Annotated in this window: 14 protein-coding genes; 3 read left to right on the top strand and 11 right to left on the bottom strand. The window is 64.2% G+C overall.

Translation table 11 applies throughout. From position 1 onward, the window contains the following. Positions 1 to 91: 91 nt before the first annotated feature. A complete protein-coding gene (locus BW09_RS07780) occupies positions 92 to 1,891 on the bottom strand; it encodes a phosphatase PAP2 family protein (protein ID WP_052382112.1) in 1,800 nt (599 codons plus the stop codon). Between the two features lie 313 nt (positions 1,892 to 2,204). Between BW09_RS07780 and upp the strand changes: the two genes are divergently transcribed. Both upp and rlmH read left to right on the top strand, forming a co-directional pair. Beyond that, entirely contained in the window at positions 2,205 to 2,846 is a 642-nt protein-coding gene (gene upp / locus BW09_RS07775) for a uracil phosphoribosyltransferase (RefSeq protein WP_140462962.1), read from the top strand. A gap of 207 nt (positions 2,847 to 3,053) precedes the next feature. After that, positions 3,054 to 3,533, top strand: a complete 480-nt coding sequence (gene rlmH / locus BW09_RS07770; protein WP_044089869.1) for a 23S rRNA (pseudouridine(1915)-N(3))-methyltransferase RlmH — start codon at positions 3,054 to 3,056, stop codon at positions 3,531 to 3,533. 233 nt (positions 3,534 to 3,766) lie between these two features. Here rlmH and BW09_RS07765 read toward each other — a convergent pair whose 3' ends face one another. The 4 genes from BW09_RS07765 to BW09_RS07750 all read right to left on the bottom strand — a co-directional run bounded on the left by BW09_RS07765 (position 3,767) and on the right by BW09_RS07750 (position 11,427). Continuing rightward, positions 3,767 to 4,876 (bottom strand): glycerophosphodiester phosphodiesterase family protein, encoded by a 1,110-nt coding sequence (locus BW09_RS07765; protein WP_044089868.1) that lies wholly within the window; start codon positions 4,874 to 4,876, stop codon positions 3,767 to 3,769. Positions 4,877 to 5,009: 133 nt separating this feature from the next. Further along, positions 5,010 to 6,266 carry a glutamate--tRNA ligase family protein gene (locus tag BW09_RS07760; RefSeq protein ID WP_044089867.1) on the bottom strand — a complete coding sequence of 419 codons (1,257 nt, stop codon included), beginning with the start codon at positions 6,264 to 6,266 and terminating at the stop codon, positions 5,010 to 5,012. 584 nt (positions 6,267 to 6,850) lie between these two features. Next, positions 6,851 to 9,520, bottom strand: coding sequence for an ATP-dependent chaperone ClpB (gene clpB / locus BW09_RS07755; RefSeq protein WP_140462960.1), 2,670 nt, complete (start codon positions 9,518 to 9,520; stop codon positions 6,851 to 6,853). A 215-nt stretch (positions 9,521 to 9,735) separates the two neighbouring features. Then, positions 9,736 to 11,427: a thiamine pyrophosphate-dependent enzyme gene (locus BW09_RS07750; RefSeq protein ID WP_140464853.1), complete on the bottom strand. Its 1,692-nt coding sequence runs from the start codon at positions 11,425 to 11,427 to the stop codon at positions 9,736 to 9,738. Between the two features lie 191 nt (positions 11,428 to 11,618). Between BW09_RS07750 and BW09_RS07745 the strand changes: the two genes are divergently transcribed. Continuing rightward, on the top strand, positions 11,619 to 12,296 hold the full coding sequence (locus BW09_RS07745; RefSeq protein ID WP_140462956.1) for a FadR/GntR family transcriptional regulator: 678 nt from the start codon (positions 11,619 to 11,621) through the stop codon (positions 12,294 to 12,296). Here BW09_RS07745 and BW09_RS07740 read toward each other — a convergent pair. The 6 genes from BW09_RS07740 to BW09_RS07715 form a co-directional block, all read right to left on the bottom strand. Further along, a complete protein-coding gene (locus tag BW09_RS07740) occupies positions 12,293 to 13,864 on the bottom strand; it encodes a S10 family peptidase (protein ID WP_181161718.1) in 1,572 nt (523 codons plus the stop codon). The genes BW09_RS07745 and BW09_RS07740 overlap by 4 nt on opposite strands. Before the next feature lie 20 nt (positions 13,865 to 13,884). Continuing rightward, positions 13,885 to 15,015 carry a histidinol-phosphate transaminase gene (gene hisC, locus BW09_RS07735; protein ID WP_044089863.1) on the bottom strand — a complete coding sequence of 377 codons (1,131 nt, stop codon included), beginning with the start codon at positions 15,013 to 15,015 and terminating at the stop codon, positions 13,885 to 13,887. Positions 15,016 to 15,135: 120 nt separating this feature from the next. Then, positions 15,136 to 16,611, bottom strand: coding sequence for a hypothetical protein (locus BW09_RS07730; RefSeq protein ID WP_044089861.1), 1,476 nt, complete (start codon positions 16,609 to 16,611; stop codon positions 15,136 to 15,138). A gap of 82 nt (positions 16,612 to 16,693) precedes the next feature. Beyond that, positions 16,694 to 18,469, bottom strand: a complete 1,776-nt coding sequence (locus tag BW09_RS07725) for a M20/M25/M40 family metallo-hydrolase (RefSeq protein ID WP_044089860.1) — start codon at positions 18,467 to 18,469, stop codon at positions 16,694 to 16,696. Further along, positions 18,466 to 19,308 (bottom strand): ABC transporter ATP-binding protein, encoded by an 843-nt coding sequence (locus BW09_RS07720; protein ID WP_081886673.1) that lies wholly within the window; start codon positions 19,306 to 19,308, stop codon positions 18,466 to 18,468. The genes BW09_RS07725 and BW09_RS07720 overlap by 4 nt, the downstream gene beginning before the upstream one ends. After that, the gene (locus BW09_RS07715; RefSeq protein ID WP_140462951.1) at positions 19,305 to 21,248 is read right to left on the bottom strand and encodes a dipeptide/oligopeptide/nickel ABC transporter permease/ATP-binding protein; all 1,944 of its coding nucleotides are present in this window, start codon (positions 21,246 to 21,248) and stop codon (positions 19,305 to 19,307) included. The genes BW09_RS07720 and BW09_RS07715 overlap by 4 nt, the downstream gene beginning before the upstream one ends. Positions 21,249 to 21,280 lie beyond the last annotated feature (32 nt).

Here is a 21,280-nt window from a genome sequence, read left to right as displayed (position 1 = left end):
ACCTGCAGCGGTTCGTACGAGGCACCAATTTACCTGCAGAGGACTATTCGCCGGGAATCAACTGGTGACCACTGGGACTCATCGGCCGAGATCAACGACGCACGCGGCGGGCGATGGCGAGCGCGGCACCGGCGGCGAGGAACAACACGGTGATGCCGGCGAAGACGCTGACGTCAGCACCGGTATCGGTCAGCTTGCCGTTCTTGTCGGAAGCGTTGTTCTTGCCGTTGTCCTTGCCGTTCTGCGGCTTGTTGACAGAACCGTTGTTGTTCTGATTGCCGCCGTTGTTGTTCTGGTTGTTGGAACCGTTGTTGTTATTACCGGCGTTGTTGTTCTGGTTATTGGAACCGTTGTTATTGTTACCGTTGTTACCACCGTTATCGCCACCGTTGTTGTTACCGTTGTCCGGCACTTCCTGCTTGACGACCTCGGCCTTCTGGCCTGGCTCGACATTCACCACGTTGCCGTTGGCATCGAGGGTGACCTTGGAGCTGAAGGCTGCGGCGAGGTTCAGACGCTGCCAGCCGTCGGAGGTGGAGTCGAGCGGGTAGCCGGACTGGATTTCGGTGCGGGCGAGCACCTCACGGCGCTGGTCGGCGGTCAGGGTCGGGAACACGGTGCGCAGCAGGCCCTCGGCACCGGCGGGCACGCGTGCTGGCTGGTCAGTGGCGGAGACTGGAGCGAAACCGTAGGTGAGACGCTGGGTGTACACGTCGACAGCGGACTTGACGTCGGTGACCGGCTCGGTGGCCACGGCGTCCGTGTTGAGGTTCTTGTAGCCGTTGGTCGTGGTGGCGTTCGTCTTGGCGATGATCTCATCCAAGGTGTTGCCGTATCCGGCTTCCTGTCCGCGCTTGGTCAGGTAGTCGCGCAGCTCCTGCTGGGCGGGTTTGACGACCTGCTCGAAGTACACGTCGTCGTTCAGACGGCCGGCGGCGGAGGCCTCACCGACGATGCGGCCACCGATGATGTCCAGCGGGTAGTGGACGCCGAGCACGATGCGGTTGTTGCCACCCTCGGCGGCACGGGCCGCGATCTGCGGGGCAAATTCCGGCATCATCGCGGCGAGCACCAGACCAGAGGTGTAGAACGCCATCGTGTGGCCGGAGGGGAAGGACTGCGAAGGGTTGTTCTTGTACTTGCCGCTGTCATCCAGCGAACCAGCGAGACCGGAGTAGCCGGCACCGTGAGGCAGGTTGCGGTAGGGATCCTGCCACGGGTTGTCCCAGTCGGCGGCGCGCTTGAGCGGCAGCTCGGCGGCCAGGCCCTTCATGTCGTTCTTGCCGTTCGCGCTGCGGTCGAACAGGTCACCGCCGGTGGTCCTGTTCAGCGAGGGGCGCGGATAGTTGAAGCTGTACTTGGCGCCGGTCACGGGAATGTAGCCGACCATGCCGTTGAGCAGGTCGTAGGTCTTCTGCAGGGCGCGGGTCTTGGTGGTCGGATCGACGACCATGCCATCCCAGAACCATTCGCCCATGATCGGACCGAAGGCATCCCAATAGGTTTCGCGGTTGTTCTGATCGCCGTCGATGAGCGCCTTCTGCAGCTGACTGTAATGGTCGTCGACCTTGGTGCCTGCGGCGTCATCATCTGCGGCCTTGTTGTTGATGGCCACGGTCAGATCATCGTTCTGCTTGAGAATCGAGGCACCGGCATCGGTGACATCGCCACGGAACACGGTGGTTTCGTCATTGTTCGGGTTGTCCACCGGAGTCCAGTAGTTGTTGAACTCCTTGAGCAGCACCTGAGGATCGGCCTTGGTACTGTCGGACGGGTAGGTGGCCGGCTGGTCGTCAGCCATCGCCGGCACTGCGGCCGCGAAGCTCGCGGCGAGCGTGGCGACGGCGGCGAGGCCGGCGATCGCGCGCTTGTACTGGGTGAATACGGACATTGTCCCTCCCTCAATCAATGTCAGTCTGCATCGATGCCCTTGCCTGTGGCATCATCAGACGCAAGCATTCGTCCTCGGCCTTGGCTGGCGACGATGCGAATGCTCTTATGCACAACGCTAGAAAGGCGACATGTCCCGAATGGACAAGAATCGCGAATGCCGGATGACCGGTAATTGAACAGCCGAAGTCGGCAATGTAGCCATAGGAACAGTCATGCCTCGTAACAGCCCGCTGAGCTTTCCCTGCCCTGCCTCCCCGACCTGCACGCCGCGAATTTCCGTTTCCCCGGCGGCAACGGGTAGTCTGGGAGCTATGGAATTGCATGTTTTGAACCATCCGCTGGTCGAGCACAAGCTCACCGTGCTGCGCGACAAGAACACCCCCTCCTCCACCTTCCGCGAGCTCGTCTCCGAGCTGGTCATGCTGGAGGCCTACGAAGCCACCCGCGACCTGAGCGTCGTATCCGTGCCGATCGAGACACCAGTCGCCCCGATGACCGGCAAGAAGCTGGCCGAACCGCGCCCGATCATCGTACCGGTGCTGCGCGCAGGTCTCGGCATGCTCGACGGCATGACCCGTCTGCTGCCCACCGCCGAGGTCGGATTCCTGGGCATGAAGCGCGATGAGGACCATCCCACCCAGCAGATCACCTATGCGAACCGTCTGCCGGAAGACCTGTCCGGCCGTCAGTGCTTCCTCATCGACCCGATGCTGGCCACCGGCGGCACGCTGGTCGCCGCCACGCATTATCTGGCGGAGCGCGGCGCCAAGGACGTGACCGCCATCAACATCATCGCCGCCCCCGAAGGCATCAAGTACGTCGAGGAGCACATCGACCCGTCCATCGACTTCAAGGTCGTGGTGTGCGCGGTCGACGAGAGGCTCAACGAGAAGTGCTACATCGTGCCGGGTCTGGGCGACGCCGGCGATCGCCTGTACGGCGTGATCGACTGACCTGCGTCGGCCGACAGCTCAGCGGGATGTGCCGGCCGACGCATCCCATCAATCCCGACAATGTCTCGTCGAACGTACATCAAGCGTCTTAGCGTACGTTTGCCGAGGTTTCAGCACCACTTTACTCACCAAACGTACGCTCACGGTCACTCAGCGTACGTTTGGTGAGACTATAGAGCATTATCCATCGTTGTTTACGTAAGTAGTATGCAAATCGACATCATTGCGCCGGGCCGCGTGAAAGAACAGTATCTGCGCGACGCCATCGACGAATATTCCAAACGACTTTCGCGGTACTGCAAACTCAGCATCATCGAAGTCGCGGACGAAAAGACGCCTGAGCATGCTTCGGAAGGCATCGAACGGCAGATCAAGGCCAAAGAAGGCGAACGCATCGCCAAGCACCTTCGTGACGGCGCGTTTCTCATCGCGCTGGCCATCGACGGCAAACAGCTCTCCAGCGAGGAATTCGCTGCCAAGATCGAGGATTGGGGACTGCACGGCGTCAGTCATATCCAGCTCGTGATCGGCGGATCAATCGGCCTTGACGACGCGATACTGCGCCGCGCGAACTTCAAACTCAGCTTCTCGAAGATGACGTTCCCGCATCAGCTCATGCGCGTGATCCTGCTCGAGCAGATCTACCGGGCATACAAGATCAACGCCGGCGAACCGTATCATAAGTAGCCAGCCAAGCATCTTCCTGGGCCGGACGCCCGCCCAAGCCGCCCGCCCGCCCAGGAAGATACCCACGGTGTAGGGATTACCCCATCGTGTAGGGAGTAGTTTTTACGATTCCGCGGAATTCCGCCATTCCGCATCCCTACATCATGGGAAAATCCCTACATGATGGGAAGTTCCCTACATGGTGGGAAGTTCCCTACATGATGGGCATATCCCGCCTACACCGCAGCACGGCGCTACCGTGCGTCGGGGACGAACGCCTCAAAGATGTGGCGGTCGAAGTACTGGTCGCACTGGGCCAGCTCGTCGCTGCTACGCACGGTCCAGGACACAGCCGTGGCACCCATCGCACGAGCCAGTCGCACCTGCGGCGAAGCGCCGCCGGTCCAGTCATAGGCCACGAAATCAGGACGCGACAGCCAATCGAACGCCAGCAGTCCGGCACCCCATTCCAGCGGGCCGTCCTTCTGCAGCTTCGCCGGCCAGCTCAACTGGCCGCGGCAGACCTCGGGGTGATGCTGCTTGTACCAGTTGACCGCGCCCGGATGGAAGGATTCGATGACGTACGGCCCGCGGTAGTCCTCAAGCAGCGCGTGCCCCTTCTCCATCAATTCCTCGGTGCGCGCATCCCAGGCGCTATTGTCGCTGAACTTGTATTCCACAATCAGCGGAGCACGGCCGGCCACCACCTTGAGTACGTCGGAGAACAGCGGCACGTGCTGATAGTAGCCTTCCGGCGCGGCGGACGGCGTGACCACGAGCGGCGGATTCGCATCGGCACCAGGCAGCGGCTTGGCCTTGAGATCGCCGGGCTTGGCACCGGGGAACAGCGGAATACGGGTGAGCTCGTCGTAGGTGAGATCCTCGACGCGACGCGGATCGCCGGCCACACGCAGCAAGTCGGCGTCATGCACCACGACCACCTGCCCGTCGAGCGTGAGCTGGAGGTCGAGTTCGATGCCGTAGCCGGCTTCGCAGGCGGCGGCGAACGCGGCCAACGAGTTCTCGGGGGCGATGGGGCCGGTGACCTCCGGACTGCCGTAGCCTGCCTTCATGGCCATGCGGCGGGCGAGCGCCACGTAATCGGCGTTTTCGGACATCGCCGTGTTGGTGGTGTCCGCCTGGGCGCTGATCGGGTCGTCGCCGGAGTACTCGGGCGCGTCGGCGGGGTTCACGAGGCCCGAGCCGGCGTCATGCAGGCCGCGGTGCGCATACCAGACCTCGGGGATGGACGGCACGAAGTTGCGGCGCTTGTCGTTGAACGAACGAGGGGCCACGGCCCATGCGGCGGCACCGGCGGCCGCAGCGCCGGCCAGTACCACATTTCTCAGCAATTTTGCAGACATTGGATTCCTTCCGTATCCTTCCGTTGCAGTGCTATCAGATTACCGCCCAACGGACGCCGGCATAGGCCAGTGTCCCATGAACGTCCCCATGAACAGCCCCATGAGCGTCTTGTGAAGGCGCACGAACGACTGGTTACACCGATAATGCGTCGGCGAGCCATGACGGGGTGAGGGGGTCACTCGGGTCAAGGGCCCTGTCGGGATGATCGGCGCGCAGAGGAGCCCAGCTGAAATCGGGAACCAACTCGGCAGCCGTGCAGGGCTCGGGGGTCGGACGGACGCGCAGCAACCAGGCGCAGTAGCCGATGATCTGTTCGGGGGCGATGCCACGCGCGCGCAGGGCACCCATGTCGAGCGAACGCTCGCGTTTGGCGAGACGACGGCCGGCCGCATTGTCAATCAGCGGCAAATGCGCGTACGCAGGATTCACCGGCGAGCGAAGACGGGAACCTACTCTGCCGGACGCACTACCGACGTGTGCGGCACAACCGGCATCAGCAAGCCGGGTGGCGTCGATGGTGATGGAATCCAGACGCGAGATTGGACATGCGGACGAGTCGCCCACCCCCATGCCCGGCGAGCATTCCGGCTGGAATCCGCCGGCGAGCAGGCATCTGCGGATCCACATCTGCAATGCCGTGGAGCGCAGCAGGTCACGCCCGCGCACGATGTCATCGACGCCCATGTCCAAGTCGTCCACGACCACGACAAGCTGGTAGCCGAACAGCCCATCCGCCCGGCGAATCACCGAATCTCCGACTTCGCGGGCCAGATCGTAGTCTTGCGGGCCGTATATGCGGTCATCGAACGACGCCGCTCCACCACGGATTCCTTCATGGACGGTTTCATGGACGGCGCTGGCATCGCCCCTGTCCGCGCAGTCACAGGAACCACCGATGGCATCTGAGGCAGCCGTCCACTCTCCCGCTTCGGGCATGGCGATGCGAATGGAATGCTGGTCTCCGTGCGCCAGTCGCGCCCGCACGGTTTCCGGGTGATCGTGGAGCAGTCGACGGCAGGTGCCGGGGTAGACCATGAAGCCGTCGCCCTCGTTCGGGGCAGAGGCGGCGCGGATGTCCGCGCGCGAGCAGAAGCAAGGGTAGACCACGCCATCCGCCTTGCGCAGGCAGTCCAGCGCGTATTCGTATCGTTTGGTGCGGCGCGACTGGTACATGGGCGAGGCCGCATTGTCCCAGTCGAGGCCGAGCCAGCGCAGGTCGTCCATCATCAGACGGTCGGCACCGGCGATCACACGCGGCTTGTCCACGTCCTCGATGCGCAGCAACATGCGCTCGCCGCGCGAACGGGCGGACAGCCAGGCGGCCAGCATGGCGTACACGTTGCCTATGTGCATGCGCCCCGATGGTGTCGGCGCGAATCGTCCGGTCATGACTGCTTCTTCTCCTCCACTGCAACGAGTGCGCGTCTCCGCCCACAGTATTCACCGATGTGTACGGGATAGTACAACCGCTACTATCCTGCGCCAGAAATACGTCGGCGAATTCACTACCCCTCAGTCCCGCCGGGACAGCTCGTCTTGCAATCAGAGACGCGCTCCGCGCGCCGCCTGCTTCCATCGTCAGAAGGGGCCAAGTGCAAACGCATACGGAACACACCCGCATAGCCAAGCCAACAACCCGCGCTATCTCGTGATATCTCGCTTACGAGGGGCTGATTTCCGCTTTCTGGAACATCTATCTGCGTTACGAGGGGCTGGACACTAGCTGAGCTACGCGTGAAAACCACGTTTCGTCAACGCCATTTCGCCGTTTTGGAGCGCTGTTACTTGAGGGACCAGCCCCTCGTAACGCAGATAGATCTCCCCGGGGCGCCGAATCAGCCCCTCGTAAGCGAGATAAGCAGCAAAACAGCATGGCATTCAACAATAATGGTGGCTGCAGAAACCTGCAGCCACCATTATTCAGCCTTCATGCGCTCTCGCAACAGCGTCAAGCGCGATGAACACCCGCAACGTCACTTGTCTTCGGAGACGTTGCCGACTTCCACATCCGGGTCGTCGCCGACGATCTGGTCGCTGGCCCAGGCGGAGAGCTCGAGATGCTCGCCGCCGGTGTGGTCGACCAGCACGGTGTCGCCGTCGTGGACCTTACCGGCAAGCAGCATGCGTGCCAGCTGGTCGCCGACCTCGGTCTGCACCAGACGACGCAACGGACGGGCGCCGTACGCCGGGTCGTAGCCGGTGTTGGCCAGCCACTCGCGGGCGGAGTCGGTCACGTCGAGCGTGATGCGACGGTCGGTCAGGCGCTGGGCCACGGCATTGACCTGGATGTCCACGATACCGCCCAGCTCCTCGCGGGTGAGCGGGTGGAACATGACGATATCGTCCAGACGGTTCAGGAACTCCGGCTTGAAGTTCATGTGCACGGCGTCCATCACGGCCTTCTTCTTGGCGTCGGCGTCGAGATCCTCGTTCACGAGGAACTGCGAGCCGAGGTTGGAGGTCATGATGAGGATCGTGTTCTTGAAGTCCACGGTCCGGCCCTGGCCATCGGTCAGGCGGCCGTCATCCAGCACCTGCAGCAGCACGTCGAAGATCTCCGGGTTGGCCTTCTCGACCTCGTCGAAGAGCACCACCGAATACGGGCGACGACGCACGGCCTCGGTCAGCTGACCGCCCTGCTCGTAGCCGACGTAACCCGGAGCGGCGCCGATCAGACGGCTCACGCTCGCCTTCTCCATGTATTCGGACATGTCGATGCGCACCATGGCCTTCTCGTCGTCGAACAGGAAGTCCGCGAGCGCCTTGGCGAGCTCGGTCTTGCCCACGCCGGTGGGGCCCAGGAACAGGAACGAGCCGGTCGGGCGGTTCGGGTCTGAGATGCCGGCACGCGAGCGGCGCACCGCGTCGGACACGGCCTGAATGGCTTCCTTCTGCCCGATCACGCGCTTGCCGAGGTAGTCCTCCATGTGAAGCAGCTTCTCGTTCTCGCCCTGCATCAGGCGGCCGACGGGGATGCCGGTCCAATCGGAGACGATTTCGGCCACGGAGTCGGCGTCCACGCGGTCCGGGACCATCGGCTCGCTGTTCGGGTCGGTGGAGCCGGCGTCCTTGGACTCGGCGTCCGCGTTCTCGGCGGCGGCGAGCTCCTTCTGAATCGCCGGAATCTCGCCGTACAGGATCTTCGAGGCTTCGGCCAGGTTGCCCTCGCGGGTGTACTTGTCCGCCTGCACGCGCAGGTCGTCGAGCTTGGCACGCAGCTCACCGACCTTGTTGTGGCCGGCCTGTTCGGCATCCCAACGCGCCTTGAGGCCGCTGAGCTTCTCACGGGTATCCGCGAGTTCGGCCTGCAGCTTGCCCAAGCGCTCCTTGGATGCCGGGTCCTCGGCCTTCTTGAGCTGCATCTCCTCCATCTCGAGACGGGTCACCTTGCGCTGGAGCTCATCGATTTCCTCCGGGGAGGAATCGAGTTCCATACGCAGATGCGCGGCCGCCTCATCGACCAGGTCGATGGCCTTGTCGGGCAGCTGACGGCCGGAAATGTACCGGTTGGACAGCGTGGCCGCCGCGACCAGCGCATCGTCTCCAATCGTCACCTTGTGATGCGCCTCGTACCGCTGCTTCAGGCCGCGCAGGATGGCGATGGTGTCCTCGACGGACGGCTCGCCCACGTACACCTGCTGGAAACGACGCTCCAGCGCCGGGTCCTTCTCGATGTTCTCGCGGTATTCGTCCAGCGTGGTGGCGCCGATCAGACGCAGTTCGCCACGGGCCAGCATGGGCTTGAGCATATTGCCGGCGTCCATGGAGCCCTCGGCGGCACCCGCGCCCACGATGGTGTGGATCTCATCGATGAACGTGACGATCTGCCCGTTGGCGTTCTTGATCTCGTTCAGAACGGCCTTCAGACGCTCCTCGAATTCGCCACGGTACTTCGAGCCTGCCACCATCGAGCCGAGGTCAAGCGAGATCAGCTTCTTGCCCTGCAGGGTGGTCGGCACATCGCCGGCCACGATACGCTGGGCGAGTCCCTCGACGACGGCGGTCTTGCCGACGCCGGGCTCACCGATCAGCACCGGGTTGTTCTTGGTACGACGGCTCAGAATCTGAATCACACGGCGGATCTCCTGATCACGGCCGATGACCGGGTCGAGCTTGCCTTCCTTGGCGCGGGCGGTCAGGTCGGTGGAGTACTTCTCCAGCGCCTTGTACGAGCCTTCCGCATCCGGGCTGGTGACTTTCGCGCCGCCGCGCACGCCGGGCACGGCCTTGCGCAGGGCGGCCGCGGTCACGCCGTTCTTCTCAAGAATCTCAGCCGACTGGTTCGGCTTGCTGGCTGCGATGCCGATGAGCAGATGCTCGGTGGAGACGTATTCGTCGCCCATCTGCTGCATTTCCTTCTCGGCCTGGGCGATGGCCGCGGTCAGCTGACGGCTGGCCTGCGGTTGCGAGGTGGTGGAGCCGGATGCGCTCGGCAGCGCGACCAGCGCGTTGCGCACGGCGGCTCCGATGGCCTGTGCGTTGCCGCCCGCCGCCTCGATCAGCGAGCGCACCACGCCGTTCTCCTGACGCAGCAGCGCATCCATCACATGCAGGGTCTCGACCTGCGCGTTTCCAGCGGCGGACGCACTCTGAATGGCGTCGCCGACGGCCTCTTGGGCCATGGTGGTGAACTTCTGTTCCATGATGTGTTCCTCCAAAGTATTCTTGTATGCCCGCCCGAGGTTGCGCACGGTTTGCGATCCGGCCTTGGCGGCCCGATTGCTCGGCCCGCCGCTTGCCGAATCATGACCGCGCGCCCTAGGCGGGCATTCGTGTCATGTTCTGATTCATTCAACCGACCTATGGCACATTCTATTCCCAAAACTTGAGCGGAGGTGACTCAAGTTTTGGGATTCGGCTACTCCCGCGGCACGCGATCGGCATGCTCGGGCAGCGCGGGCGGGGTCGGCAGACCTTCGTGCACAAGGTTCCACGGCGAGGGGAAATCCGCCACCGGCACTTCGATCAGCGTCGGCGTCCGGCTGGCAAGCGCCTTCTCCAGCGCACGCCCCAGCTCCTGCGGGTCGAAAACACGCGCGTGGGCGATGCCGAACGCGTCTGCAAGCTTCATGTAGTCCGGGTCGGTCAGGTCCGAGGAGAACACTCGACCGCCGTAATTGCCGTTCTGAATGCGGCGCACATTGCCGTAATAGCCGTCGTTGAACACCACGGCGGCCACCGCCAGCCCGAACCGACGCATGGTGGACAGCTCCTGCAAGGTCCAGGAGAAGCCGCCGTCGCCGCTGACGGACACCACGCGACGGTCCGGCGCCGCAGCCTGCACGCCGAGCGACGTGGCGAATCCGAAGCCGAGCGTGCCCTCATAGCCCGGGCCGATGTAGGTCTCGGGGCTGTGGCGCGGCATGCATATCGCCGCCGCGTATCCGATCTGCGTGTATTCGCTGACGAATACGCCGTCCTTGCCGAGCACGCGCCCGATGACGTCGAGATATTCGCGCTGCGGGTCGAGTTGGGCGAGCGTCCGGTCGCTCCAGGCGCGCACCTCGGCCAGTTCCTCGCTCCGGTCGATGGGCTGATAAGCGACTGCAGGCTCGCCCGCCCCGCCAAGTAGCCCGACCAACCCTGCGAGCGCCACCTTGGCGTCGCCCAGCACGGCGATCTCCGGGTGACGCGGGCCGGTCAGGTCCGCGGCGTCGGCGTTGATGCAGATGTACGGCACACCGTTCACATTGAGCTCGCCGCCGAAACTACCCACGAAACGCGAGCCGACAGCGATGATGAGGTCGGCGGTCTCACGCAGTTTGCGGAACGCCACCTGATCGAACGCCAGCGGATCGTCAGCGTCGATGTCGCCGCGGCCGTTCTCGGTGACCACAACAGGTGCCCCCAGCAGGTGCGCCAGTTCGGTGATCTCCTTGGATGCGCCGGCCGCGCGCACGCCGCCGCCAGCGTAGATCAGCGGGCGCTGCGACTGGGCGATGCGCTCGGCGGCACGCCTGAGCACCTCGTCCGCAGGCGCGACGGGCTCCGGCTCGACATATCCGGGAATCGCCAGATTGGCGGGAATCGACGCGGCGAGCACGTCCGGCGGAATCTCCAGCACCACCGGGCGCGGACGGCCGGACCGCAGCTGGCGGAACGCCTCGGCCACCAGGCCGGGGATGTCTTCCGCATGTTTAGCCAGCGCGTGCCATTTGCACAGGCGCGCGATGATGCCGGTCTGGTCGGGCAGCTCATGCAATACGCCATCGCCCTTGCCGATCTGCGGAGTATCCACCTGACCGCAGATGAGCAGCACACGCGAATTCGTGGAGTATGCCGTAGCGAGGCCAGCGAGCGCGTTAAGCACGCCGGGACCGGGCACCACCATACCCACGCCTTCGCGGCCCGAGCTGCGCGCATAGCCGTCGGCCATGTAGGTGACGGCCTGCTCGTTGCGCGCGCAGATGTAGCGGATCTGCGCCTTGCGGTAGTAGAGCGCGTCGCAGGCGGCGTCCAACTGCACGCCGGGAATACCGAAGATGGTGTCTACGCCTTGCGCGATCAGGGCTTCGGCGAGCGCGTCGCCGCCGGTGGTGAATCGGGTCATCAGTCCTCCTCGATGATTATCAGATTGTTCCGTCCGTTGTCCTCACGTTTGTTGTCCACACGTTTTCTATAACTATAATAATGATTATTACGAATTGATGTACGGGCTATCCGATGCCGCTGGCGGTACCCGCCCATGCTCTGCAAGGCGGTAGGCTGGGAAGATAGTGGCGACAACGCCAAGGAGGAAGCATGACCGTTACGCAATCGGTGTCCGGGACCGTGGCCGACGCGCTTGAGGAAGGCATCCGCACCCGCCATCTGCCGGCAGGATGCCGCATCGGCACGAAAACCGAACTGCTCGAGCAGTTCAACGTGGCCCCCGCGACGCTGAACGAGGCGCTGCGCATCCTGCGCGAGCGCCGCATCGTCATCGTCAAGCCGGGACCTAAGGGAGGCATCTTCGTGGCCGACCAGCCGCCGCTGTCCCGCTTGGCCTTGGAGATCGTCGACCTGAAGACCCAGCACAAGATCGACGTGAACAACGCGGTCGAGGTGCTGGATGGCCTGGATACGCAGGTCATGCATGACGCGGTGCGCTGCCGCACCGACCAGGACGTGGCCGACCTGAACGCGCTGCGTACGCCGCTGATCGAGCAATGGCACACACCCTCCAGCGAGGAGGTCAACTGGCAGCTGCACCGACGTATCGCGGACATCACCCCGAACCTCATGCTGCGCAGCTTCTACCAGAATCTGGTCGACTACATTCTGGCCGAGGACACCGATCCCACGCTGGGGGTGAGCGGCTTCGACCCGACCAGCGACGAGCGCCTGAAGATACATCTGGCCCTGATCGACGTCATCATCGACCAAAATGATGACCGCGTCGAAGCCGTGCTGCACGACCACCGCATGGTCAAGGCCTAGAACTGTCCGTCACGGTAGAACGCACGTAGGTCGGCGTCCATGACCTTGAGCGCGGCGGCATCCACATAGGCCATATGTCCGGTGGCATACAGTCCATACGAGATATTCGCGCGCAGCCGCGGTGCCAGAAACAGATGCGCGATGTCGTTGCGCGCCGAGAGATACGGGCAGGCCAGATCGTATTTGCCGCCCATCACCGCCACCTTGAGCAGCGGATTGCGCCGCATGGCCGCCGACAGGTCCAGCGCGGTATTCGGGCACATCATCGGCCCGTCCACTGCCGGCGCCTGATGCATCCAATTCCAATTCGGCTCCACCTGCATGTTGTTGAGCACCAGATACGGCCGGTTCCAGACATACCCAATATCATGCAACGCGGCACGGAACGCGCAGGTCTCCGCGGAATTGACGCCCGCCGTGGCCGCATCGTTCGTGGCCGGATCGGCACCGCCGGAGCCCACCACATAATCGTTGTCCGCCACGAACCGTGCGTCGAACCGGCCGATCATCTTGCCTTCCGAACCGCGCAACGCCGCACGGAAATCCTCCATGTCCAACCGCAGATGCCGGCGCAACAGCAGGCCCTTGTCCACGCCGATCAGTTCCGCCAGCCGCCGTGCCACCTCACGTTCCCGCTCGACGGGCAACCGGTCACCCTGAATCAGCGCGGCCGCATAATCACCCAACGCGAACGTCTCGGCCTCGCGCAGCAGATCATCGGTCACCGTCGCATTCGCCTCGACGGCGTCCTTGCCTGCGGCGAGCGCCTTATGATACGCCGCAGCCGCCGCATATGAGGGGATGAGATTGATGTATCCGGCATCGGACCCGGCTTGTTCGCCAGCCCAGTCGAGCAGATTGGACAGCATGACCACGCCGTTGAGATCGATGCAGCGGTTCTGGATCATGTTGGCCATGACCGCCACTCGCGTGGTGGCATAGGATTCGCCGAACAGGTACTTCGGCGCATTCCAACGATTGTTCGCGCCCAGCCAGTCGATCACGGCTCGGCTGAACACATCCGCATCCTGATCGACGCCCCATGCGCGCGAGGTGGGCACGCCGGGCGCCATCGTCGACCAGCCGGTCTCCGGCGCGTCGATGAACACCAGATCCGACCAGCGCAGCAGTGTATACGGGTTGTCTTCGATGGGATATGGCGCGGCCCCCGAAGGCTGTGGCGCCATGGATGGTGCCTTCTTCGGCCCGAAGCCGCCGGTGTTGAGCCACACGCTGGACGACCCCGGCCCGCCGTTGAACAGGAAGGTGACCGGACGCTCCCCGCCCGCCGCCGCAACGGCCGCCGCGTCGCCGGATACCTTCTGCGCCACATAGGAGACGGTGAACAGCGACGCTATCGGCGAACCGTCGTTCTCACGGATGTCCAGGTGACCGGCCGTAGCCGTGTAATCGATGGTCGATGAGCCATCGGTCCAGGTGAATCCACGCGAAACCGCCGCCGGATGCGCCGCAAAGCCTTCCGGTGCCGCGTTCGCCGCCGCAGCGGCAGCCGCAGCACCGATCCCAGTGGCAGAGCCAGTCACTCCTGCGATATCTTCCGTCATCATCAACACCATCCCTTCCGCTGTCACTCGCCCCACTGCTCGGCAGCCGCCGGCAGTTCACTGATTACGGACGCACAGGTCTCGATGACGAGATCGTTGGCCTCATGCGTGCCGATGGAGACGCGGATGCCGCAGCCGCTGAACACGCGCGCGATCACGCCCGCCTCGGTGAGCTTGTCGGCCACGGCGTCTGTCAGGCCGCCAAGCTGCAGCCAGAAGTAGTTCGCTCCGGACGGTGGCACATGCCAGCCCTGCCCGCGCAGCGCGTCGATGATGCGCTCGCGCTCGGCGATGATGTCCTTGACGCGCGCGTCGAGCTCATCCTGCGCGTCAAGCGAGGCGACGGCGGCGGTCTGCGCCACATCCGAGACGGCGAACGGCAGCGCCACCTTGCTCATCTCGTTGATCACCGGCACCGGGCCGATGCCGAAGCCGATGCGCAGGCCCGCCAGACCGTAAGCCTTGGAGAACGTGTGCGCCACCACGACGTTCGGGTACTTGCGGTAGAGGTCCATGGCCACTTCGGTATCCGAATCGGTGTTGAACTGGTAGTAGGCTTCGTCGAAGAGCACCACGACGTCGCTCGGCACGGCTTCCATCAGCTGTTCGGCCTCAGCGCGTGAGACGGTGGTGCTGGTCGGGTTGTTGGGGTTGTTGACGATGATCAGGCGCGTGCGATCGGTGATGGCGTCGATCATCGCGGGGATGTCGTGCCTCAGGTCGACGGTCAGCGGTACTTCGACCGGGGTGGCGCCGGCGCCGCGCACGATGATCGGGTAGGCTTCGAAGCTGCGCCACGGGTAAATGACCTCGGTGCCTGGTCCGGTCAGCGCGTTCACCAGTTCGGTGATGATCTCGGAGGAACCTGCGCCCAGAATGATGGCGGCCGGATCCACGTCGTATCGCTTGGCGAGGCGCTCCACCACCTTCCAGCCGTGCATATCCGGGTACCGGTTCATCGTGGCGAGCGCGGATTCGTCGATCGCCTTGACCACGGAAGGCAGCGGACCGTACGGGTTCTCGTTGCTGGAGAGCTTGAACGCGCGACGGTCCGTGGGCGCGGGCTTGCCCTGACGGTAGACCGGAATCGAGGCAAGATCCTCCCTGTGGCGGAAAGCGGCGATGCTTTCAGGAGCCGAGGATGCTGCAGTCATAATCATGTTCCTTTCTTTATTATTACTTCCGTATGATTCCGTTGCGTTGCTGCGGTGACGCATGCGGCTCGCGCCGCGCAACGGATGGCATACCGTATCGGGCGGATCGTTCGGCGAGGCTCAGCGGCCGGTAACGAAGTCGGCGAGGTCGTGGTTCAGCGACACGGACGATTCGCGATCGGTGTAGGTCATGTGGCCGGCCGGGTAGATGCGTTGCACCACGCTGCCTTCCGGCGCGTCGATCGAGGCGATGAGCGCATCCGACGCGCCCACGGTGGTGATGGTGTCGTAGCAGCCGTTGACCACCATCAGCCGGAATCCGGCCACCTGCTGCAGGCAGTATTCCACCGCCCCCGCGTAATCGAATTCGTCGAACGGCGACTTTTTCTCGCCCGCGCTCACCGAATCGCTGGGCGCGCCCACGCTCCAATCCCAGACGGACCATACGTCGCCCGGCGCCTCCACATGAGTGATTGCGCGATCCACGCCGAGCAGGTCGTTGTAGAACAGGTGCACGCACGCGGACAGCACCGGCTCGACACGGCTGCTGGAGGGGTCGACCGGATAGGTCGGCGAGGCGGTGGCCTTGTACCGTGCGTCGTACACGCCCAGCACGTCGCCGTCGTCCTCCAACAGCATCGAACGGAACCGGTCCTTGGAGATGTTGAGTCGGTTCTTGAGCCATTCGGCGGTCTTGATGCCGGTGATGCGCTCAAGCTCGGCGGCCACCGCCCGGCGCTCCTCGGCCGGCAGCCGGGAGCCGGTGTACAGGGCGTGCAGGTAGGGGCCGTACGCGTACTCGCGCGCATGATCGATGGCCTCGCGCCAATCGGCGGCGTCGAGCGAACCTTTGTGGTGATACCAAGCGACTGCGGCCATCAATGGCAGCGAGCTGGCCGGCGCCACCACCGAACGCAGACGATCGTGCACCTCCTGGATGTTCGTGGTGGTACCCATCAGGATCACGCCGGCGGGCGCTATCGCGGTGTCGCCGAGCTCGAGTAGCGCCTTGGCCATGAGCGGCGCGCGCACGGTGCCGTAGCTCTCGCCGAGAATGTACAGCGGCGAGGTCTCGCGCCCCTCCAGCACCATCCAACGCGCGGCGGCTTCGGCGAACTGCCGGGCGTCCTCGCGGGCGGTGTACTTGGATTCCACGTCCACATCCTGCTCATAGCGCCCGTATCCGCAGCCGATGGCGTCCATGACCAGCAGATCGCAGACGGTCAGCAGCGAGGACGGGCTGTCCTCCAGATGGAAGGAGTCGCGCACCGGGGCCGTGAGGTCGTCGCTGAACGCAGCGCGCTTCGGCCCGATGCCGGAGAGCAGCAGCGCGGTGCTGGCCACGATCGGCCCGCCGTTGAACAGTACGAGCACCGGACGCGCCGGGTCGGCATGGCCGTCGAGCTGCCGCACGAACGAGGTGACGGACATGCGTCCGACCGGCCGGCGGTCCTCGTCTGATCGCGGCACGTCAATCAGGCTCACACGCGTCTCGTACTCAATCCGCTCCCCTGTTTCGTTGGTGAAGTCCAGCCGGACGGCCTTGTCTAGGTCGGGGGCTGCCGGACCTGGCTGGTGACGGGATTCACTGCTCATCCGTTGTCCTTTCCGCGCTTGTGCGCCCATCGATGCCCGCGTTGTTTCACGCTATGTTTCACGGTTGTTTCACGACTCTGTTTCACAGTACTCTGTCCAATCTGGTCAAGGCGAGGAGGTACAGCTTGGCGGCAGTCAGCAGATTCCTGAGGTTCACGCATTCGTCCGCGCTGTGGGCACCGCCCTCGTCCGCGCTCATGCCGTCCGGCTTGCCCGGGCGTCCAACCTTGCGCGCGATGTCGTCCATGTACCAGAAGTCCGCGCCGAACGTGACCGATTGCGGCAACAGACGCGAATGGGTGCCGCCGCCCATCGTGAACGGCCGCTTGTCCGCATCAAAGAAATCGTTGAACGCCCGGCTCAGGGTCACACATGCCGCGCTGTTCGGGTCGATGCGGTACGCCGGCTCGTCGTGCAGCGATTCGACGCGCACACCCGGCATGGCGTCGACGGCGGCGCGAAGCCCGGCTTCCAGATTGGTGCCGTTGACGGAGACCGGGTACCGGCTGTCGCAGTGCAACAGCAGCCGGCTGGGACTTCCGACGGGGCATTGGGACTGGCCAGCATCCTCCGGCTGTGCGGCACCGTCTTCGCCGCCTTCAATCTTGGTAAGGCCGGGCTCGACCTTGTCAAGCTCGACCTTACCCAGGTTGAAGGTCAGCGGGCCGGATTCGTCGGCGCACGCGATGCGAAGTCCACGGCCGTCCGTGGACTTCGCGATGGCGAACAGCGCGCGGGCCGTGGCCAGTTCCGCGGCATGATCGGCCCCTGAGAGCAGACCGGATTCGCTCAGGAATCCGGCGAGCAGCATGATGGCGTTCACCGTGCCCGCCTGAAACGCCGCATGCCCCGCCACGCCTTGCGCGTGGAGGGTGACCGAAGGAGCCTTGCCGGCGGTGTCGAAGCCGTTATATCCGGAATCATCGGCGGCAGACAGTTCCCAACGAATCACGTTACGATAGCACGCCGGAGCGGCTGCGAGCGCAGCCTCGACCTGACCGGCTGCGAAGCCGGACAGCAGTATCGAAGCCTCGCCTGGTACCGCGTTGGCGGCGGAGCCGGCGGTGAAATGACGCCAGATACCGGGCGCAGGCATGCTCAGCACCATCTGTAGGATGCCTTTCTGCCCATAGTTGACCGGGAACGGACCGTCAGTGACCACGCTGAACTTGGCCGCCCGCTCATGCCGCAGGTATCCGCGCAGATCGTTCATGCAGGTCTCCTCGCCGCCGCCCATCAGCGCACGTACACGATGACGCATCGGCACGTGAAGCTCGCGGAGCATACGCAGCACGAACAGGTTCACCAGCGACGGCCCCTTGCAGTCCTGCACGCCGCGCCCGAAAACGAACTCGCCTTCCCGGGTGAGCCGGAACGGCGCCCGCGTCCAGCCGTCACCGGCCGGCACTACGTCCAGATGGCTGATCAATGCAATCTCGTCGTCACCGCCGACCGGCAGATCGGCACGGGATTCACCATCTTCCACGGCCGCAGACAGCGCGTATCCCGCGTGATCGCTTGGCTGCAGGCCCATGGCGCGCATGTCCGCGGCAGCGGTGTCGAACATCTGAGCCACAGCCGGACCCAGAGGCGTCGAAGCCGATGGGCACTCAGCCTCACCGCCGGCATCGCCAGCGGCAATCGCAGCACCGGCGATGCCGGCATACCGGTCATCGCAGATCGAGGGCACGGCGACCCAGCGGGACAGCGTCTCTTCGAATTCCTCAGCATGCGCGTCCAGCCATACATCCGCCTTGGCCATCAGCGCACGCTCGTCGGCGGACAAATGGGCTCCGTGGTCTTCGGACCGCACAGTCTTCGTCATCTCCGTCATCGCCGCCAATCCGACTGCGCTCATCGCTGCCCCTCGGGCTGCGGAGCACCGGCGGCGAGCGCCGGATCGAGCAGCACGTCGCGCCCGGCGTCGCCCAGCGATGGGATCGCGCCGACCAGCGAGCGCGTGTACGGATCCTTCGGACTCCTGACGATCTGCTCTGCCGGCCCGACCTCCACGATGCGCCCGTGGTGCATCACGGCGATGTCGTCGCAGATGTATCGGACGGCGGCCAGATTATGACTGATGAACAGCATCGACAGGCCCAGCTGCTCGTGCAACGAACGGATGAGGTTGAGCACCACGGCCTGCACGGACACATCCAATGCCGACGTGATCTCGTCGGCCACGATGAGTTTCGGCCGCACGGCAAGGCATTTGGCTACGGCGATGCGCTGGCGCATGCCGCCGGACAATTGGTCGGGCATCTTGGAGGCCACTTCGGCCGGCAGATGCACGAGCCTCAGGAGTTCCGCCACGGAATCACGAAGCTCTTCGGCGCTCAGATGCTCGTAGGTCTCCAGCACCTCGCCGATCGCGTCACCCACGCTCATGCGCGGGTTGAGCGAGGAATAGGGGTCCTGGAACACCATCTGCACGATTTCGGCGCGCGCATGGCCGCGGAGCTTCGCGCGGTCGTGTTGGCTCAGGCCGTCGATGATGATCTGTCCGGAATCCAACGGCTGCATGCCCACGATGGCCTTGGCGAGCGTGGATTTGCCGGAACCGGATTCGCCCACCAGGCCGAGCATCGCGCCGCGCTTCATGGTCAGAGAGATGTGGTCGGCCGCGTGCACTACGGAGTCGCGCTTTTCGAAGGTGATGCAGGCGTCGCGGACTTCAAGAATCGTTTCGTTGCTCATCGCTCCTCCTTCACGGCTGCGGTTTCAGCGGCGGCATCGGCAGCGCCGGTGGCGTCCGCGATGGTTTTCGCCGAAGCGGCAGGTGCATCGTCATCGGCCAGATTGGCGGACTGCTGCGAAACGAGCTCGTCGTCGATGGTGACCAACGGCCGGCTCTTGTCGGTCTCCAGCGTCGGAATCGAGCTGACCAGGGCGCGTGTGTACGGATGCTTGAGTTTCTCAGGTGTGCGCAGCAGCGCGGTGTCGAAGATCTCGACTATCGCACCGTGGTACATCACCATGATGCGGCTGCAGATCTCGCCAAGCACGGCGATGTCGTGCGAGACGATGACCGCGGCCTGCCTGTTGCGCGCGCATTCGTTGCGCAGCAGGGTGAGCACCTGCTTTTGCACGGTGACGTCGAGGGCCGTGGTCGGCTCGTCGGCGATGATCAGCTTGGGATGATTGATCTCGGCCATGGCGATCATCGCGCGCTGACGCATGCCGCCGGACAGCTCGTGCGGGAACTTGCGCTCGGCGTGCTGCGTGGGGTCGATGCCCACATGCTCCAGCGCCTCCACCGCGCGTTCCATAGCCTCCTTGCGCGGTGTGCCGTTCTGACATTCGAGCACTTCGGCCAGCTGACGGCCCACGCGCATGGACGGGTTCAATGCGGTCAGCGAATCCTGGAACACCACACCGATACCGGAGAGCAGCTTGCGCTTGTCCTTCGGCAGCATGCCGACGATGTCGGTGCCCTCGAACCGAATCGAGTCGGCGGCCACATACGAGCCGGGCGCGGCAAGGTCGGCCACGGACATCATCGTCAGCGACTTGCCCGAGCCGGATTCGCCCACCAGACCGACGATTTCGCCAGCTTCGATATCGAAGCTGATGCCTTTGACCGGCGTGTTCCAACGTTTGCCCTCCGGGAAGGAGATGGTCAGGCCACGCACGGACAGCACCGGCGCCGGACGGGGCACGGTCACCACGGCGGCCTGCGGGTCCTCGGCGCGCAGCCGCTCGACCTCGACACGATGCTGTTCGGTACGCTCGGCGGCGGCCTTGACCACCAGATCCATGTTGGTCTTGTCCAGCATCTTGGGCGGGTTGTCGAGCTCACGCTTCGACATCGCGCTCGGCAGCGGCTTGTAGGCGCGGCGGATCTGGTTGGAGATGCCTTCACCGAACAGGCTGAAGGCAAGGCCCGCGAACACGATCGCGATGCCCGGTCCCACGGCGGCCATCGGCGAGACATACACCTGGGAGAAGCCTTCGTTGATCAGTCGGCCCCAATCATAGACGGGCGGCTGCACGCCCAGCCCGAGGAAGCTCAGGGAGCTCATGGCGAGGATCGCGCCGCCGATCGACTGGGTGACGTTGGCCACGAACGGTTCGGCGACTTCGGGAAGAATGTAGTAGAAGACCTGTCGTCGGCCGGATACGCCGAACATTCGCGCGGCGGCCATATAATCAGCGCCGGCGACCGTGGCGGACAGCGTCTGCGCAAGTCGCGCGAACGTCGGCGTCATCGTGATGGTCAGGGCGATGGTGGTGGCTGCGGCACCTGTGCCGAGCGCGATCACCGTGAGCATCGCGAGCAGAATCACCGGGAAGGCAAGCCAGACGTTGATGATCGACGACGTCCAGCGTTGCGCGCGCTTGCCGAACACCACCGGCACCGCACCCACGACAATGCCGAGCACGGCGGATACGGCGGTGCAGATCAGTGCCGTGACCAGCGACAGGCGCGTGGCCACCATCGTGCGGGCGAAGATGTCGCGTCCGAGTTGGTCGGTACCGAACCAGTGCTCGGCGGAAGGTTTGCGTAGCAGGAACATCGGGTTCTCGGTGTTCGCCGCCGCGCCCCACACGGCGGGGGCGATGACCGCGAGCACGACGATCATCGCGCCGGACACTATCACCAGCGGCGAGGAGAGGAACTGCTTCGTGCGTTTCATGACTGGTACGCTCCCTTATTCCTGATTTCGTT

It is taken from the genome of Bifidobacterium sp. UTCIF-1, assembly GCF_006408915.1.
GTDB classification, from domain to species: domain Bacteria; phylum Actinomycetota; class Actinomycetes; order Actinomycetales; family Bifidobacteriaceae; genus Bifidobacterium; species Bifidobacterium reuteri.
The sequence above is the reverse complement of the archived record's forward strand: the minus strand, read 5'-3'. Positions and strand labels throughout refer to the sequence as shown.